This is a genomic window from Salinicoccus sediminis (assembly GCF_000986795.1).
Classification (GTDB): Bacteria; Bacillota; Bacilli; order Staphylococcales; family Salinicoccaceae; genus Salinicoccus; species Salinicoccus sediminis.
In genome coordinates this window covers 36,382-52,069 of sequence record NZ_LAYZ01000023.1, presented here as the reverse complement: position 1 = coordinate 52,069, position 15,688 = coordinate 36,382, and the positions used below count along the sequence as shown (strand labels likewise).

General features: G+C 47.0%; 15 protein-coding genes and 1 tRNA gene. 13 read left to right on the top strand and 3 right to left on the bottom strand.

The window, feature by feature from the left end:
* Positions 1–5: 5 nt before the first annotated feature.
* The 3 genes from cysK to WN59_RS08235 all read left to right on the top strand — a co-directional run bounded on the left by cysK (position 6) and on the right by WN59_RS08235 (position 2,765).
* Positions 6–926, top strand: coding sequence for a cysteine synthase A (cysK, locus tag WN59_RS08245; RefSeq protein WP_046515600.1), 921 nt, complete (start codon positions 6–8; stop codon positions 924–926).
* A gap of 88 nt (positions 927–1,014) precedes the next feature.
* The gene (locus WN59_RS08240; protein WP_046515597.1) at positions 1,015–1,797 is read left to right on the top strand and encodes an ABC transporter ATP-binding protein; all 783 of its coding nucleotides are present in this window, start codon (positions 1,015–1,017) and stop codon (positions 1,795–1,797) included.
* Between the two features lie 23 nt (positions 1,798–1,820).
* Positions 1,821–2,765 (top strand): VOC family protein, encoded by a 945-nt coding sequence (locus WN59_RS08235; protein WP_046515594.1) that lies wholly within the window; start codon positions 1,821–1,823, stop codon positions 2,763–2,765.
* A 28-nt stretch (positions 2,766–2,793) separates the two neighbouring features.
* On the opposite strand, the gene WN59_RS08230 is transcribed toward WN59_RS08235, so the two are convergent.
* A complete protein-coding gene (locus WN59_RS08230) occupies positions 2,794–3,693 on the bottom strand; it encodes a protein-ADP-ribose hydrolase (RefSeq protein ID WP_052747350.1) in 900 nt (299 codons plus the stop codon).
* Between the two features lie 128 nt (positions 3,694–3,821).
* Between WN59_RS08230 and WN59_RS08225 the strand changes: the two genes are divergently transcribed.
* From WN59_RS08225 to WN59_RS08190, 8 genes are all read left to right on the top strand, one after another.
* A complete protein-coding gene (locus tag WN59_RS08225) occupies positions 3,822–4,241 on the top strand; it encodes a hypothetical protein (RefSeq protein ID WP_046515591.1) in 420 nt (139 codons plus the stop codon).
* 107 nt (positions 4,242–4,348) lie between these two features.
* On the top strand, positions 4,349–5,743 hold the full coding sequence (rlmD, locus tag WN59_RS08220; RefSeq protein ID WP_046515588.1) for a 23S rRNA (uracil(1939)-C(5))-methyltransferase RlmD: 1,395 nt from the start codon (positions 4,349–4,351) through the stop codon (positions 5,741–5,743).
* A gap of 149 nt (positions 5,744–5,892) precedes the next feature.
* Positions 5,893–7,023 (top strand): DUF1722 domain-containing protein, encoded by a 1,131-nt coding sequence (locus WN59_RS08215; RefSeq protein ID WP_046515585.1) that lies wholly within the window; start codon positions 5,893–5,895, stop codon positions 7,021–7,023.
* A gap of 87 nt (positions 7,024–7,110) precedes the next feature.
* On the top strand, positions 7,111–7,962 hold the full coding sequence (locus tag WN59_RS08210) for an aldo/keto reductase (protein WP_046515582.1): 852 nt from the start codon (positions 7,111–7,113) through the stop codon (positions 7,960–7,962).
* A gap of 137 nt (positions 7,963–8,099) precedes the next feature.
* Positions 8,100–8,627 (top strand): hypothetical protein, encoded by a 528-nt coding sequence (locus WN59_RS08205; protein WP_046515579.1) that lies wholly within the window; start codon positions 8,100–8,102, stop codon positions 8,625–8,627.
* A gap of 21 nt (positions 8,628–8,648) precedes the next feature.
* Entirely contained in the window at positions 8,649–9,017 is a 369-nt protein-coding gene (locus WN59_RS08200) for an iron chaperone (RefSeq protein ID WP_046515576.1), read from the top strand.
* A gap of 40 nt (positions 9,018–9,057) precedes the next feature.
* Positions 9,058–10,005, top strand: a complete 948-nt coding sequence (locus WN59_RS08195; RefSeq protein WP_046515572.1) for an arsenic resistance protein — start codon at positions 9,058–9,060, stop codon at positions 10,003–10,005.
* A 413-nt stretch (positions 10,006–10,418) separates the two neighbouring features.
* Positions 10,419–11,258 (top strand): YitT family protein, encoded by an 840-nt coding sequence (locus tag WN59_RS08190; RefSeq protein ID WP_046515795.1) that lies wholly within the window; start codon positions 10,419–10,421, stop codon positions 11,256–11,258.
* Between the two features lie 67 nt (positions 11,259–11,325).
* Here the strand turns inward: WN59_RS08190 and WN59_RS08185 are convergent.
* Positions 11,326–11,397 (bottom strand) — tRNA-Val (locus WN59_RS08185).
* Between the two features lie 147 nt (positions 11,398–11,544).
* On the opposite strand from WN59_RS08185, the gene WN59_RS08180 reads away from it, so the two are divergent.
* Entirely contained in the window at positions 11,545–12,318 is a 774-nt protein-coding gene (locus tag WN59_RS08180) for an acetoin reductase (protein ID WP_046515569.1), read from the top strand.
* A 43-nt stretch (positions 12,319–12,361) separates the two neighbouring features.
* Here WN59_RS08180 and WN59_RS08175 read toward each other — a convergent pair whose 3' ends face one another.
* Positions 12,362–13,585, bottom strand: a complete 1,224-nt coding sequence (locus WN59_RS08175; protein WP_046515566.1) for a helix-turn-helix domain-containing protein — start codon at positions 13,583–13,585, stop codon at positions 12,362–12,364.
* Between the two features lie 137 nt (positions 13,586–13,722).
* Here WN59_RS08175 and uidA point away from each other — a divergent pair, with 137 nt between their 5' ends.
* Positions 13,723–15,537 carry a beta-glucuronidase gene (gene uidA, locus WN59_RS08170; RefSeq protein WP_046515563.1) on the top strand — a complete coding sequence of 605 codons (1,815 nt, stop codon included), beginning with the start codon at positions 13,723–13,725 and terminating at the stop codon, positions 15,535–15,537.
* Positions 15,538–15,688: the final 151 nt, after the last annotated feature.

Here is a 15,688-nt window from a genome sequence, read left to right as displayed (position 1 = left end):
AATTCATGAACAGAGTAGATAGTATAGTGGATCTGATCGGGGACACCCCGGTTGTCAAACTCAATAAAGTGGTGCCGGAAGGCGCGGCTGACGTTTTCGTCAAGCTGGAGATGTTCAATCCGAGCAAGAGTGTCAAGGACCGCGCGGCGTTCGCCATGCTTAAAAAAGCGGAGGAGGACGGTCTGGTGGCGCCGGGCGGGACCATCATCGAGCCGACCAGCGGCAACACCGGCATCGGTCTTGCGATGAATGCCGCAGCAAAAGGATACCGTGCGATTTTTGTGCTGCCTGACAGCTCGACAAACGAACGGATAAACCTCCTCAAAGCCTACGGTGCAGAAGTGGTGCTCACACCGAGCGAAGAGAAGATGCCCGGCTGCATCCAAAAGGCGAAAGAACTGCAGGAAGATATACCCAACAGTTTCATTCCACAGCAGTTCGAGAATTTTGCGAACCCTGATGTTCACCGGACCACCACTGCCGTTGAGATACTGGATCAGATGGACAGTGATCTTGAGGCCTTCGTCGCGACGGCAGGAACAGGCGGTACGATCACGGGGACGGGTGAGACGTTGAAAGAACATCTTCCGGGACTCCATATTGCGGTTGTGGAGCCGAAAGGGTCACCGGTGCTCTCGGGCGGTGAACCCGGGAAGCATAAACTTGTGGGAACGAGTCCGGGGTTCATTCCGAATATATTGAATACGGATGTTTTCGATGAGATCATACAGATTGCAGACGAAGATGCAGTGGACATGTTCAAACGGCTGGCACGGGAGGAAGGCATCTTCGTGGGACCATCGGCCGGCGCCTCCGCCTTTGCGGCGATCGAGGTCGCAAAAAGACTGGGACCGGGGAAACGTGTCCTGGCCATAGCTCCGGATACAGGAGAGCGATATTTGAGCATGAACTTATTTGATGAATGATTGAAAGACGGCAGACTTTGATTCTGCCGTCTTTTTATGTATATTGAAGTTTAAGATGTGAATCTGATTTGAAGCGGGAGTGCTCGATATGGACAGGATCATCACCATGGAAGATGTTTATTGGCGAAGAAGCGGCGCTGAAATACTGAAGGATATCAACTGGACTGTGGACAGGGGTGAACACTGGGCGATCCTGGGCCTGAACGGCTCCGGTAAGACCTCCATCCTGAACATTGTCACCGGTTATAATTATCCGACTGCAGGAAAGGTCAAAGTGCTGGATACTGAATTCGGCAAAGCGAGTATTCCAAAACTGCGCAAAAGGATCGGCTACGTCAGCAGCTCTCTTGGCCGCTTTGCCCAGACAATGGACCGTGAAACGGCAATGAATATCATCATCAGCGGGAAGCATGCCTCATTTGGCCTGTACCGTGAAATTACTGCAGAAGACCGGAAGCGTGCGGAAAAGATATTGAAAGAGCTCAGGCTCCTGTATTTGAAGGATAAGACCTATAATCTGCTTTCACAGGGGGAACAGCGGAGAGTTTTGATCGGCCGTGCACTGATGGCGGACCCGGAACTGCTAATACTTGATGAGCCCTGTTCCGGGCTTGATGTCCTGGCACGTGAGGATGTTTTGGATATTGCTGAACACGTCGCACGGAAATCCAGCCATCTGCTGTATGTGACACATCACATTGAGGAAATAACAAATGCAGTCACCCATGTCCTCCTTGTGCGCGACGGGGAAATTACGGCCGGCGGTCCGAAAAGGAAAGTGCTTACCGATACGCTGCTGTCCAAAGTATATAAGATTCCTGTGAAAGTGCATTGGGAGAACGGACGGCCGTGGATGAGCATCACCAAATAACAAGGAAGGACAGGTGTCGTTCAATGATCAGAGGACATCATCACATATCCATGTTTACAAAAGATCTGAAAGAAAATAATCATTTCTATACGGCAGTGCTCGGATTGAGGCGGGTGAAAGTATCTGTGAACCAGGGGGATACGGGAATGTACCATGTATTCTACGGTGACAGGACCGGCAGTGCCGGCAATGACCTGACATTCTTCGAGATACCGAATATCGGAGCTACCCGCAAAGGGACGGACTCGATTTCCGGAATCGCGCTGCTCGTCCCCTCCCATGATTCACTTCTGTACTGGCAGGAGAGGCTGGACAGGCTTGAAGTGAAAAATGAGGGCATCGGCCATTATGCCGGCAGGGATTCACTGGTTTTCAGAGACCGGGAAGGGCTGAAACTCATCCTGATCAACCATGAGGGAGACCTCGTCCCCGATGAATGGTCCCCGTGGGGAGGAAATGATGTTGAAGCGGAACACCGGATCCTTGGCATGGGCACAGTTGAAATGACTGTGGAGGATAAAGAATCCCTCGTCAGTCTGCTTGAGGACCTGTTTGGATATAAGAAGGCCGGAGAAAATGATGAGACCGCAGTCATGCAGTCTGTGGAAGGTGAAGTGTTCGGGGAAATACTGATAAGGCAATCCCGCGCTGATAAAGAACGCCCGGGAAAAGGCAGTGTCCATCACCTGGCCATCCATTCGGCAGACAGACCGCTTGAAGAATGGGACAGGCTTTTGAAGGAGAAAGGGTACAGGACGACCGGAGTGAAGGACAGATATTATTTCGAAAGTCTGTATTTCAGGGAAGACAACGGTGTCATGTTTGAAATCGTGGGTCCAAAAGCACGGGGATTCACTGCAGATTCATCTGTCGGAGATTTGGGGGATCACCTGGATCTGCCGCCGTTTTTGGAGCCGGAGCGCGGGGAGATAGAAGCAAAGCTGAGGCCTATCGAAGAATGGACGTGAATGAACCTCCGGGAGCCCCGGAGGTTCATCATTTTTCCAGTATATTCAAATATATCTCCCTGTGAAATTCTCCATCCACATCAAATATGATCTTGCTGAAATGATGATCGTTTTTCTCAAGCCATTCATTTACAGTGCCGACTGCAATTTCTGCAGCCTGCTGCACCGGGAAACCCGATTCGCCGGTTGAGATTGAAGGGAAAACGAGTGTCCTGATATCATCCATCTGCGTTGCGAGTTCAAGACAGGAAATGTAGCTTGAAGAGAGCAGTTCCTGATGCCCTTCCGTAAGGCCGCCGCCCTGTTCTACGGCAGGACCGACAGTATGGATGACATATTTTGCAGGCAGGTTGTAGCCTCTTGTAATCTTTGCATCACCGGTCTGCTCTTCATTCTTTTGGAGATGGATGATTTCCGCACAGTCATCACGGAGCATGGGGCCGGCGGCTGAATGGATGGCATTATCCACACTGGCACCGAGCGGCTGCATGGAGCCGAGCAGCGCTTTGTTTGCGGCATTGACCACTGCATCTGCACGCACAGCGGTAATATCGCCCGTCCAGAGTGCCATTTTATCGGCCTGGGATATCGAGGAATCAGGATATTGCTTCCGGACCGTCTCAATCTGCTCTGTTTCAATGAGCGCTTTTTCCTCCAGTTCAATCTGGAGCAGTGTATCCAGTTTCGCCATCATTTCTTTGTCCAGCGGCAGCGGCTGTCTGATATTCAGCAAAGCCCTGACCAGTCTTCTTTTTGCTTTGTAGTCTTCAGGTATTTCAATATCCTGCGTGCCCGCCTTTTCATTCCTCAGGATGAAAAGTATATCGTCTGTAAGTCCGGTTTTTTGCGTGATGTCACTTTCTTCCGGCACGAATGGATCAAAAAGCTTTATATTATCCTCATATTCATCAAGGTTCAATTGTCCCAACTGAAATCACCTCTCTTATTTCCATTTTGGCATTTATAAAGTAAATAATCCAAAAATCAGATTGATTGTACGATAAATATGGTTTCCGGCGGGTATATTTGAACTATACTTTAATTTGGAGGCTTGAGATGATTATTTTTATAAAACTCATTCTTATAGGGATCATTGCCGGTGTCATTCTCGCTGGTATAATGAAAGCCGTCCGCCTGATGACCGGGAGCAGGGCGGATATACTGCTCTACAATATGGATTATATGCCGTTCCTCAAAAAATGGAGTGATTATTGGATCACCGGCATCCTGTTCCATTATGCGACCTGCATCGCCAGCGCTGTCATACTTTTCTATCTCCTCATCCCTTTCGGCTGGGAGATGGCAGTGTGGCCGTATATACTGGTTTTTGCAGCAGGCGGCGGAATTCTTTATTTCCTCAGCGCACTCACAGAGACACCACCGGCCTGGAATGATGCTTCCGCATGGTTCTACTGGACATTCGGCCATGGTGTGTTCGGCCTTGCGATCGGCCTGCTGGTTAGATTCTGGATCTAGGGATGGTGAAACAGGCGGAAACGTATTGCCAATACAGCCTGTACTCTATAAAATGGATAGAGCAGTTGAACATAAAGTTGAGCAATTGATATTAAGGAGTTGCTGGTGTGGCGAAACAGGATTTTGAAACTCATACTGTGACGATAGAGAAACTGGATAAAAAGGGATCCGGCATGGGCGCAGTCTGGCGGGATACAGGGGGTAACAATCCCCGGAAGCTTAAATTGAACGTGCCCCAGACGCTGGTAGGTGAAGAGGTGAAGGTGACGGTTTCGAACCCAAACCGCAAGAAAGCGCGGGTCCTGCCTGATGAAATTGTAAAGGCCAGCCCCGAGAGGATCGAACCGGCCTGTCCGCATTTTGAACTGTGCGGTGGATGTGTCTGGCAGCATTGGTCCTATGGCAGCCAGCTGCGGTATAAGACAGAAGAGGTCAAGCGCTTCCTCAGCCGGCATGGCTTTGATACCGGGGTCGTCAAAGATGCAATCGGTGCAGAAAGCCCGTGGGAATACCGGAACAAGATGGAGTTCACTTTCGGCAGTGATGGTTCTCTCGGCATGCATGAACTCGGTAATTTCCGGAAAGTGATTGATCTGGATACATGCCTGATTGCTGGAAACGAAATGGTTGAAGCGATGCTCGAAGTGTCAAGGTGGCGGAAAGAATTCAATTTGAGCGGCTATGATAAAGATGAACATACTGGACTTCTGCGCAATCTGATGGTCAGACAGTCGCAGAAGACGGATGAACTCATGCTGGCCGTCTTTGCGACCGAATCACCAGGTGGCCCGCTCGAGGCAGCGGTGGACAATCTGATCAGAAGGATTACGGAGAAGTTTGACAACGTCAAAAGTCTGATGTGGATGGAAAACAGGGAATGGGCGGATATGGCCCAGTCCGAGGAAACCCATATACTCTATGGCCGGGATTACATCAATGATGAGATGTACGGTTATAAATACCGGATCTGGTTCGATACATTTTTCCAGACAAATCCGGTACAGGCAGAGAAACTTGTGGATCTGGCGATCGGGATGGCAGATGCTGGAAAAGATGAACGCATGATCGATCTGTTCTGCGGAGTCGGAACCTTTTCCCTCCCGTTTGCTTCGAGGGTGAAAGAGCTTGCCGGCATTGAAATCGTGGAAACATCCATCGAATCCGCAAAAAGGAATGCTGCCGACAATGGCATAGAGAATACGTTCTTCCTGGCCAAAGATGCGAGGCGCGGCATGGACGAAGTACTTGAAACGTGGGGGAGGCCGGATCTGCTTATGCTTGACCCGCCGCGTTCCGGTGCCGGCGGAAAAGTGATGAGAAGAATCGGGAGACTCCAGACTGACAGGGTGGTTTATGTTTCCTGCAATCCGGAATCTTTTGCAGATGACATTACGTGGCTCAGAGAGTTCGGATACGAACTCGAACAGGTGCAGCCGGTGGATCTGTTCCCTCATACTGTACATGTGGAGGTTGTGTCGCTGCTCAGAAGAATTGATGAATAGCTTTGGAAATACGAACAGGCCTGTTTTGGCCTGTTTTTTTATGGCAATCCGTTTTTTAGTACCCGTGGGAGTAGACGATAACAGAAAGGGTAGAAATGAATATACAATAAGGAGAGCGTCATAAAAGCGGATAAAGAGGAGGGATGCAGATGAAAACCTCAGGAGATATCATTATCGATCTGGTGGAGAGGTTCAATGTACACGATTTTGGTGCAAAAAGGGCACATGCCCAAGGGAAATATCATAAGGGGGAAGTGATACTGAATGATGCGGGAATGGCGATTTTCGGGGATGTTGCGCATGCGCTCATCCGTCTGTCTAACGCCTCCAGTTCCAGCCGTATGCCGGCTCGGCTTGTCAATATCAAAGGATGTTCTATAAGATTCCATCACCCACTCAGGCCGGTTGATATCATTGCTGTCAACTTTCCCTATTTCCCTTTTGATTCGCCAAAAGAGGCGGTTGCATTATTCTACAGAATACATTTTTTCCTGAAGCATAGGACGCCACGCCGTTTTATCGATATATTCAGAACCGGGGAATTGTACAGGCATTTTGGCAGGATCATCCGGTGTATGCCGAAGAAAACCGGCATGAACCAGATGTACTATTCGACCCATAGTTATGGTAAGGAGTACCTGAAGTTCAGAGTACGCTACGAGATGGACCATGGGCGGCTTTCTTTGTATGCGGAAAAAGACATGAATCACACAGATTATAAACCACAGAATAAAACATATCTGGGGTATATAAATGTAGGACCCGGGCCGGGGAGCGGGGAAGTGAAATACCTGGACCCCATGAATGCGCCGTTGGGATATCAGCCAAATGGAAATATGCCCCTTCTCCGTCATTATATGTACATGCGTTCTTTTCTCGGTCGTATGATGGAAGTGGGGCTGACAAAGAAAGATGTCAGTATGATAGAACAGGTTTGGGCAGAAGAGAAGTATTTTGTTCTATCAAAAAGCCGGAAAATCTACGATGAAATCCGTGAATTGTTAAAAGAGAGGGAAAACATGTCCGTTGCCAGGTTCAGACTACTGCTTGATGAGGCATATGAAAAGAAATATGACGAGAAGCATATGAGGAACTTCTTGCAGCATGCATGGGGGCACTTCAAATATAAGGCAGACGCTTCGGAAAAAGAATCTTACCGGATATTGCTTGAAAGGCTTGAACCTGAATCTGTTCATATCTTCATTGCTGATTTGGCATTGAAGTATGAAGAATCCTACCTGCTTAACTCCACAATGGTAAAGACCAGGGGAAAGACATAGGAAGATGTTGTTTAGCAGGACAGATTCTGAGGAATTAATATAAACAGCAGAGTTATCTCATCATAGTCATTAGAAAGGAGATCTACAATGGGAAATATAAAAAGATATGCGTTGAATGACGGCACTGGCACCCCTGCGATCGGTCTTGGCACCATCAGCCTGAAAGGAGCGCGGGGCGTCGGCAGTATTGTGACTGCGATAGAGGAGAATGGATACCGTCTTATCGACACTTCAACCAATTATAATAATGAAGGGGCTGTCGGAGAGGCGATCCGCCGCACGACCGTCCCGAGGGGAGAGCTGATCATCAATTCAAAACTGCCGGGTGCGGCACATGATTACGATCAGGCAATCCGGATGATTCAGGAATCCCTTTACCGTATCGGCATCGACTATTTCGACAAATATCTGATTCACTGGCCGCTGCCGAAGCAGGGGAAATATGTGGAAGCATGGCAGGCCCTGATAGATGCGCGGAAATTCGGTCTCATAAAGACCATCGGTGTATCCAACTTCCTGACGGAACATCTGGAGAAACTCATTGATGAGACAGGCGTCACACCTGCCACAAACCAGATCGAAAGACACCCTTACTTCAACAATAATGAACTTGTTGAAGATAATAAGCGGCTTGGAATCGTTCCGGAGGCATGGAGTCCCTTCGGCCGGGAAATCAATGATGTTCTGGAAAATGAGACAATCAGGGGAATTGCAGAAAAGCATGGTAAATCGCCTGCCCAGATCATCGTACGCTGGAATGTACAGAATGATGTACTCGTCATTCCGAGGTCATCATCATCGGTGCATCAGAGGGAGAACCTGGATGTCTTCGATTTTGAGCTGACCGACGAAGATGTAAAAGAGATTGATTCCCTTGATAAAGGTGAAGAGGGAAGAGTGGAAGGTCAGCATCCGAATGAGTACGAAGAGTTTGTATGATATAGCGCCAGTGTCCGGCCGAAAATACGGCCGGACTTCTTTTGTTTTTGTCGGTGATTAGGCTTTGAAGCCCGGGACAATATGTTTATAATTGAAGCAACTGATGAATAACAGGTTAAAGGTTTGAGGAGGCAGCTATGAAAGAATACCAGTTCCAGGCCACTATTGAAGCGGACGATCACAGGCTTGTCCAGATAGTCGATGATAAGGGCGGGTCAGCCGGGTCCATTGAGAAAGACGTACTGAGGAAATGTGAAGAAAAACATACGTATTCTTTTACTTCCAAAGAGGGCTCCAAAGTGATTGTCGGGTTGAAACGGCGCAAGTTCAGGGATTTGAATATCGCCAACTACATTATTGCTGCCGGAGAAACGGCAATGTTCCTCAAGGAAAAGGCGGGAAAAAACCTGCTGCGATTCAGGGTGAAGGGGCATATCGGGGAACGCCATATGTATATAAAAGAGGATGAAGAGGGCGACATGGATGTTTTCATCGACCGCAGAAAAGCCGCTGTAATCACTGAATATTCACCTGAAAAGATTACCGTAGCAATGGACGATGAAATAGAAGAAAACGGCGTGATTTTTGCAGTGGTGATACTGATGTTCTTCATGTTTAAATTGTACAAAAGAGAGTCATGGCACATAGAAGAACTGCTTTCATAAAAGTAGCAGGGAGGAAAGAAGATGGAAGAATTCAAAGATTTTCTGGACAAGTTGGATGATCAGCAAGCGCGGTTCAAAATTGAGGAAGTGCTGCAGTGGATTTCGGATGAATATCGTGGATTGGGAAAGACGGTTAAATGGAATCAGCCTATGTTCACAGATCACGGCACCTTCATCATCGCTTTCAGCGTATCCAAAAAACATGTATCCGTTGCGCCGGAAACTGTGGCAATCAAACATTTTGAACCGGAAATCAAAGAAGCTGGTCACAGTTACACGGATAATGTCATCAGGATGACATGGAATGAACCGATGAATTATGAACTGATCAGAAAGCTGGTCGACTTTAATATTGAAGATAAAAAAGATAATGACAGATTTTGGAGATGACCAGTGATGCGCCTCATCAATCGGAGAAGCGGGGGTAACCATGCAGACACTTGAAAAATATCAGTCATTCATCATCATGGCGGCAGTGCTTATGGGGCTGATGGTCGGAGGAATCCCTGTCATACAGAAGTATGCAGGGATTTTTATATTACCATTTCTGATGATCATGCTTTTCGGGCTTTTCATAATGATGCCCTTTGGAAACATTGTGCTGTCATTTAAAAAAGTGCGGTTTTTTTGGACCTCACTGATAATAAACTTTATATGGACACCTCTTCTTGCCTACGGTATCGGAGCGGTGTTCCTGTCTGGCCACCCTATGCTCTGGATCGGCTTCATCATGCTCATGGTCACACCGTGCACCGACTGGTATCTGGTATTCACGGAAGTGGCGAAAGGCAATACTGCACTGTCCACGTCCCTGCTGCCGGTCAACCTGGTGATCCAGGTCATACTTCTGCCTGTATATCTCTATATGTTTTTCGGTACATATGAAACAGTCGGGCCGGGAGATATACTGGGGAGCATACTGCTTGTGCTCGTTGTGCCGATGGTGCTCGCGTCAGCCGCCAGACTCACCCTTTCCGGCAGACGAAAAAATGTTATCGAAGAAAAGGTTTCCCCATTCTTCGGACAGTTCAATATCATTTTTCTGGCCCTTGCCGTAATGGCCATGTTTGCATCAGAAAGGGATGCGTTGACAGGCAATCCAAGTATTGTCCTGCTGCTGCTCGTTCCGGTCCTGTTGTTTTTCCTGGTGACATTTTTCGTAAGCAGTCTGGCCGGACGCCTGATGAAATTCGGGCGGGCCGATACTGTCAGCCTGATAATGACCACCATGGCGAGGAATTCACCGATTGCACTGGCCATTGCCGTCACTGCATTTGCTGACGAACCACTGATCGCCCTCGCTCTTGTCATCGGACCGCTGATCGAACTGCCTGTCCTTTCTGTGACGGCACGAATATTAAATAGTTCAAACAGATAGAGGGGATATGAAAAAAGGGAATTCTCAATTCATCAGATGAGAATGAATTGGATTAATATTTAAAGAATGATTGGTGGGAGGAAAATATGAGATGGAATGACGAGACGGTGCTCGATACGGAAGGTTCGCGTTTAATACCAAAATCCTGAACTTCCTGATACCATCGATGAACAAATTAAAAATGCAGTTCATCGGTATAAAAGCAATCGAAGAATTTGTCAAAGAAAGGCGATAAAATTTTGGGTGGTTGTTTTATTGAAAATATAAACAATTAGGAATACAAAAAAAGAGTTGCAATTTACATGCATTCTCCCTTATCATGAATCGGCGGTACTCAAGCGATTTAAAGGAGGGTAATTGTGAAGAATAGAAGAAAACGCAGAAGAATCAATTTTGAAAAGATGAGGATCTACATGACACCGAGGGTCACGGTACAGACGTTGATAAATATTGCTGTCGTGATATTGGGTTCATTCCTTTTTTCCATCGGTGTCAATACTTTTATGATTGCAGGTAATCTGGGTGAAGGGGGCGTCACAGGACTGGCAATTATCCTTCTGTACGCGTTTGATATATCACCGGCCATATCCACATTGATACTCAATGGCCTCCTGCTCATAGTGGGTTTCAGGTACCTTTCGAGACGTGCGATGTATTACACGATATTTGCAGTGATCATGATGTCCATGTTTTTGGGACTGACTGAAACATGGACGATCCAATCGGATGAAATCATGCTCAACGTCATATTCGGCGGCCTGTTCATTGGGCTTGGCAATGGTCTTGTCATCCGTATCGGCGCAACGACGGCCGGTTCGGCAATAATCGGGCGGATCGCCCATAAATTCCTGGATGTAAAAATAGCAACTGCCATTCTGGTGGTCGATCTCATCGTCATCCTGCTCAGTCTGACGGTCCTTACAGTCGAAAAAGTGCTCCTCACTGTCACTGCAATGTATATTGCGGTCAAAGTGATGGATTTCATCATCGAAGGCATGAATCCGAAAAAGGCTGTTACAATCGTTTCAGAAAAGCCCGAGGCACTCGGTACACTGATCAACAGTGAAATCGGCCGCGGTGTGACAATGCTTAACGGCAAAGGTTTCTATACAAGGACGGAAAAGGATATCCTCTACGTCGTCATCAACAAATCCAAGCTGGTCAGGCTTAAAAGGCTGATCAAAAAGTACGATGAGAATGCCTTCGTCGTCGTAAACGATGTAAACAGCGTGCTCGGCAACTCGTTTGTCTGACCCTGTTAATTTAAATAGCCGATTCAATAGAAAAAGCATCCGGAAATTTTTCCGGATGCTTCTTTAGTGACTCCGAGTGGTTTCGAACCACCGACCTCTTGCATGTCAAGCAAGCGCTCTCCCGCTGAGCTACGGAGTCATTATGTAAATCACTAGACTCTAATTTACATGGTATTGATGAAAATGTCAAATACTTATTTTGGCGGAATTTTCTGATATATCATTGAGGCAATGGGCATTATTGACTATAATTGAATTGGAAGATAAAAAAACGGAGGGGATCATTATGTCTAAAGTTGCTGTTGTAACCGGTTCGGGCGGTGGTCTTGGTAAGGGGATTGCAGAACGTCTGGCAAAAGATGGTTTTAAAGTTGTCGTCAATGATATCAATGCAGAAGCGGTCAATTCCACAGTGGAGGAGATCAAGGGGAGAGGACTTGATGTGATTGGTGTTCAGGGAGATGTCTCCAAAAAGGAACATCAGTTTCTGCTTGTGCAACGGGCGGTGGAGGCGTTCGACAGGCTTGATGTCTTCGTCAACAATGCAGGTATCGATGTTGTCACGCCGTTTCTTGATGTGGATGAAGAGCAGCTGAACAAGGCATTCTCCATCAATGTGAACGGTGTGGTATTCGGCACCCAGGCGGCTGCGGAACAGTTCAGGAAACAGAAGACTAAAGGAAAAGTCATCAATGCCTGCAGTATCGCGGGGCATGAATCATATGAGATGCTCTCGACATATTCGGCAACAAAGCACGCCGTAAAATCGTTCACCCATTCTTCGGCGAAGGAGCTTGCCCCATATGATATCAGGGTCAACGCCTACTGTCCGGGTGTGGCAGGTACAGCCATGTGGGACCGGATAGATGAGGAAATGGTCAAATACTACGATCATATGAAACCCGGTGATGCTTTCAGGGAATTCTCGGGAGATATCCTTCTCGGAAGGCCGCAGGAGCCGGAAGATGTGGCAAACCTGGTGTCATTCCTGGCTTCCGATGATTCTGATTATATAACCGGTCAGGCTATTGTCACTGACGGCGGCCTGGTGTTCAGATGATCGGCTCTCAAATACCGCTTTGATGCACATCAAAGCGGTATTTCTATGCCTTTGCAGCATACCGCCTCGGTGAGAGTCCGGTATGTTTTTTAAAGACTCTGCTGAAATAATTCAAATCATTGAATCCAAGCAGCAATGCGATATGCGTTATGGAGTGTTTTCTCTTCCTGAGATAGATCTTCGCTTCATCCATCCTTTTCTCCGTAATGAATCCTGTCATGGAAATACCTGTTTCCTCCCTGAATTTTCTGGAGAGGTAGGAGGGATTGATATGCAGCTTTTCTGAAATACCGGATAAAGTGAGCGTTTCTCCGAGGTTCATCATGATATGATCCATCGCCTTTCTGACATGGGGGCTGTAGCCGCCTGTTGAAAAGGAATGGACAAGATCACAGTATTCATTCGCCATGGAAGTAATCAGTTTTTTTAAATTGGTCAGTGTGTCAGTCTTTTCTATCAGTATGGCGAATCTTTCAGAGATGATGTGAAGATAAATGGGATGCACACCGCTGTTTTCTGCGGCGACCCTGAAACTTGTGTTGGACACCAGTGCCATATTTTTGGATGATCGTATGGGGCTGCCGGGTATCCGGTCGGAAAAGCCCACGAATATATCCATCATGGTGTCCAGTTCCTTTTCCACGCCTTCTTTATCGCCTCTTTGGATGGCCTCCATCATCTTATTCTGATGATGGTATCTTTTTTCAATGGTTTCTTTGTATTCCTCTCTGGTCAATTCTACCTGTTCATAATCGATGACCGGATGAGTAGCACTGGTACCGGCTGGCTGCGCTTCAATATAACCTCCGGTTACCAGGTTTACCAAAAGGTTTCCAAAGTGGTTTGTATCCATTTCATCCAAAACAGACAGTGACTGGTAGAACTGTTCCAGTTCTTTCCGCTCCCCGATCGGCAGGTTATTTTCGGCGATGACCTCCTGTACAAAATCGAGGATTGAAATGCCGGAGATGAATGGTCCGATTATCATGGCGCCAATGTATCCATCGGATCTGTATACGCCGGCCGCTATATATTCGATACCGTAAAGATTGGTGTAGTGCAGGTATTTATTGGGAGATTCATCTATGAGCACTCCATTGATATATACATAATCATCTGCGGTTCTGCCAAGGACGGATGGGATGGCATGATTACTGTATTGTTGCATGATTTTACCCTTTCTGTCTGTCAGGGTGACATCCATTTTTGTTGTATGGTGTATGATTCGGCTGGATTTCATAAAATCATCATGTATATCATCGGTCATTCTTATTCCTCCTTATTTTCAAAAAAATAAGTAATATAAATGCTATTATAGCAAATAAAATGCTAATCACAAGATGGTGGGTATTCTATAATAACAGTAGAGAGAATAATTCAAAACCTGAATGGAGGAAATGAATAATGCTGTATCCAATTGATACTGAAAGCCGTGTAGTGATGAACCTGAACGGCGTATGGAAATTCATGATCGACAGAGAAGTGGAAGCAGTCAATCCGGCAGAACCGCTGCCGGCGGAAGAGGTCATGGCAGTGCCTGCATCATTCAATGATCAGACAGTGACAAAGGAAATACGGGAACACAGTGGTTATACATGGTATGAAAGGGAGTTCAAAGTTGCAACCCCCCTGATGAAAAAACGTGTTGTTCTGCGCTTTGGTTCAGCGACCCATGAAGCATGGGTATACGTGAATGGCCGAGAGGTGACGCATCATAAAGGTGGATTCACACCATTCGAAGTTGAAATCGGTGAATTCCTTGAACAGGGAACGAACCGGCTTACGGTGCGGCTTTCTAATCTGCTGGATTACACGACTTTGCCTGTGGGTAACTACAGTGAGCACAGTGATGAAGAGGGGAACCTGGTAAGGAAAGTGGATGAAAACTTCGATTTCTTCAACTATGCCGGCCTTCATCGTCCCGTACACCTCTATACAACGCCGAAAGATTATATAAAAGATATTTCCATTGCACCTGAGGTCGATCTTGACAAAAGGCGTGCTGATGTAAAAGTTGATGTAAAAACAGCAGGTGATTTTGATGAGGTGCTTGTGACGATCATCGATGAAGAGGGCAATGAGGCAGGGCGTAGCTCAGGCAACACCGTCAGCGTGGCTATTGATGACGTTGCTCTCTGGCAGCCGCTTGATGCCTATCTCTACACTGCGAAAGTGGAAGGAATCAAGGGAGGCGAGACAACCGATGTATATGACGAACAGTTTGGTGTACGTAAAGTGGAAGTCGCAGGTGGAAGGTTCCTGATCAATGGAGAGCCCTTCTATTTCAAAGGCTTCGGTAAACATGAAGACACCTATGTCAACGGACGGGGGCTAAATGAAGCCTATAATGTGCTCGACATCAACCTGATGAAAAAGATGGGGGCGAATTCATTCCGGACCTCACATTATCCGTATTCCGATGAAATGATGCGTCTGTGCGACCGTGAAGGCATCGTCGTCATCGATGAAACCCCTGCCGTAGGTCTGTTCGGCTCCTTCAGTTTCGACCTTTCCATACTCGAGAATGGAGCGGACAGCAAGGATGGCACATGGGAAGTGATGAACACTTCCGATGCACATGAGCAGGTCATACGTGAACTAATCGACCGGGATAAGAACCATCCAAGCGTCGTAATGTGGTCGATATCCAATGAAGCAGCTACCTATGCCAACGGGGCACATGAATACTTTGAGCCATTGTTCAATCTGGCACGTGAACTGGATCCACAGAAACGGCCGCTCACGAATGTCTACATCATGATGGCGACGCCGGAATCGGATCAATGCTCCGATCTGTTGGATGTCATTGCGCTGAACAGATATTATGGCTGGTATCTGGATACCGGTGATCTTAAGACCGCAGAAGCGAAGACGCGCAAAGAACTGCTTGCATGGCAGGAAAAATACCCTGATAAACCAATCATGTACACCGAATACGGTGCTGACACAGTGGCGGGCTTCCACAGCCCGTACGGAGAACCTTTCAGCGAGGAATATCAGGAAGACTACTACAGGATGAACAGCAAAGTATTTGATGAGATTGATAATTTCGTCGGCGAACAGCTATGGAACTTTGCTGATTTCCAGACGAAATTCGGCATCAACCGTGTCCAGGGGAACAAGAAGGGAGTATTCACAAGAGAAAGGGAACCGAAGATGGCAGCCCGCTACCTGAGTGAGCGCTGGAACAGCATCCCCGACTTCGGTTATAAAAAATAGGAAATTCAAACAGCATATTTGATGACGGCTCCTCCGGGAACCGTCATTTTTTATTTTCAGATAACAGTTTTTTTGAACAAAGTATTATAAAGTGACAGACAAAGATAAATCCTGCTTGATTAATACTATATTATCCATCCCGAAAAGCCGT

What these genes read in the sequence shown, in the direction of transcription:
- WN59_RS08180 (WP_046515569.1), top strand. Translation starts at nt 11,545, where the DNA reads ATGTCTAAAGTTGCTGTTGTAACCGGTTCGGGCGGTGGTCTTGGTAAG.
- uidA (WP_046515563.1), top strand. Translation starts at nt 13,723, where the DNA reads ATGCTGTATCCAATTGATACTGAAAGCCGTGTAGTGATGAACCTGAAC.
- cysK (WP_046515600.1), top strand. Translation starts at nt 6, where the DNA reads ATGAACAGAGTAGATAGTATAGTGGATCTGATCGGGGACACCCCGGTT.
- WN59_RS08175 (WP_046515566.1), bottom strand. Translation starts at nt 13,585, where the DNA reads ATGACCGATGATATACATGATGATTTTATGAAATCCAGCCGAATCATA.
- WN59_RS08225 (WP_046515591.1), top strand. Translation starts at nt 3,822, where the DNA reads ATGATTATTTTTATAAAACTCATTCTTATAGGGATCATTGCCGGTGTC.
- WN59_RS08190 (WP_046515795.1), top strand. Translation starts at nt 10,419, where the DNA reads ATGACACCGAGGGTCACGGTACAGACGTTGATAAATATTGCTGTCGTG.
- WN59_RS08240 (WP_046515597.1), top strand. Translation starts at nt 1,015, where the DNA reads ATGGACAGGATCATCACCATGGAAGATGTTTATTGGCGAAGAAGCGGC.
- WN59_RS08205 (WP_046515579.1), top strand. Translation starts at nt 8,100, where the DNA reads ATGAAAGAATACCAGTTCCAGGCCACTATTGAAGCGGACGATCACAGG.
- WN59_RS08200 (WP_046515576.1), top strand. Translation starts at nt 8,649, where the DNA reads ATGGAAGAATTCAAAGATTTTCTGGACAAGTTGGATGATCAGCAAGCG.
- WN59_RS08215 (WP_046515585.1), top strand. Translation starts at nt 5,893, where the DNA reads ATGAAAACCTCAGGAGATATCATTATCGATCTGGTGGAGAGGTTCAAT.
- WN59_RS08195 (WP_046515572.1), top strand. Translation starts at nt 9,058, where the DNA reads ATGCAGACACTTGAAAAATATCAGTCATTCATCATCATGGCGGCAGTG.
- WN59_RS08210 (WP_046515582.1), top strand. Translation starts at nt 7,111, where the DNA reads ATGGGAAATATAAAAAGATATGCGTTGAATGACGGCACTGGCACCCCT.
- WN59_RS08235 (WP_046515594.1), top strand. Translation starts at nt 1,821, where the DNA reads ATGATCAGAGGACATCATCACATATCCATGTTTACAAAAGATCTGAAA.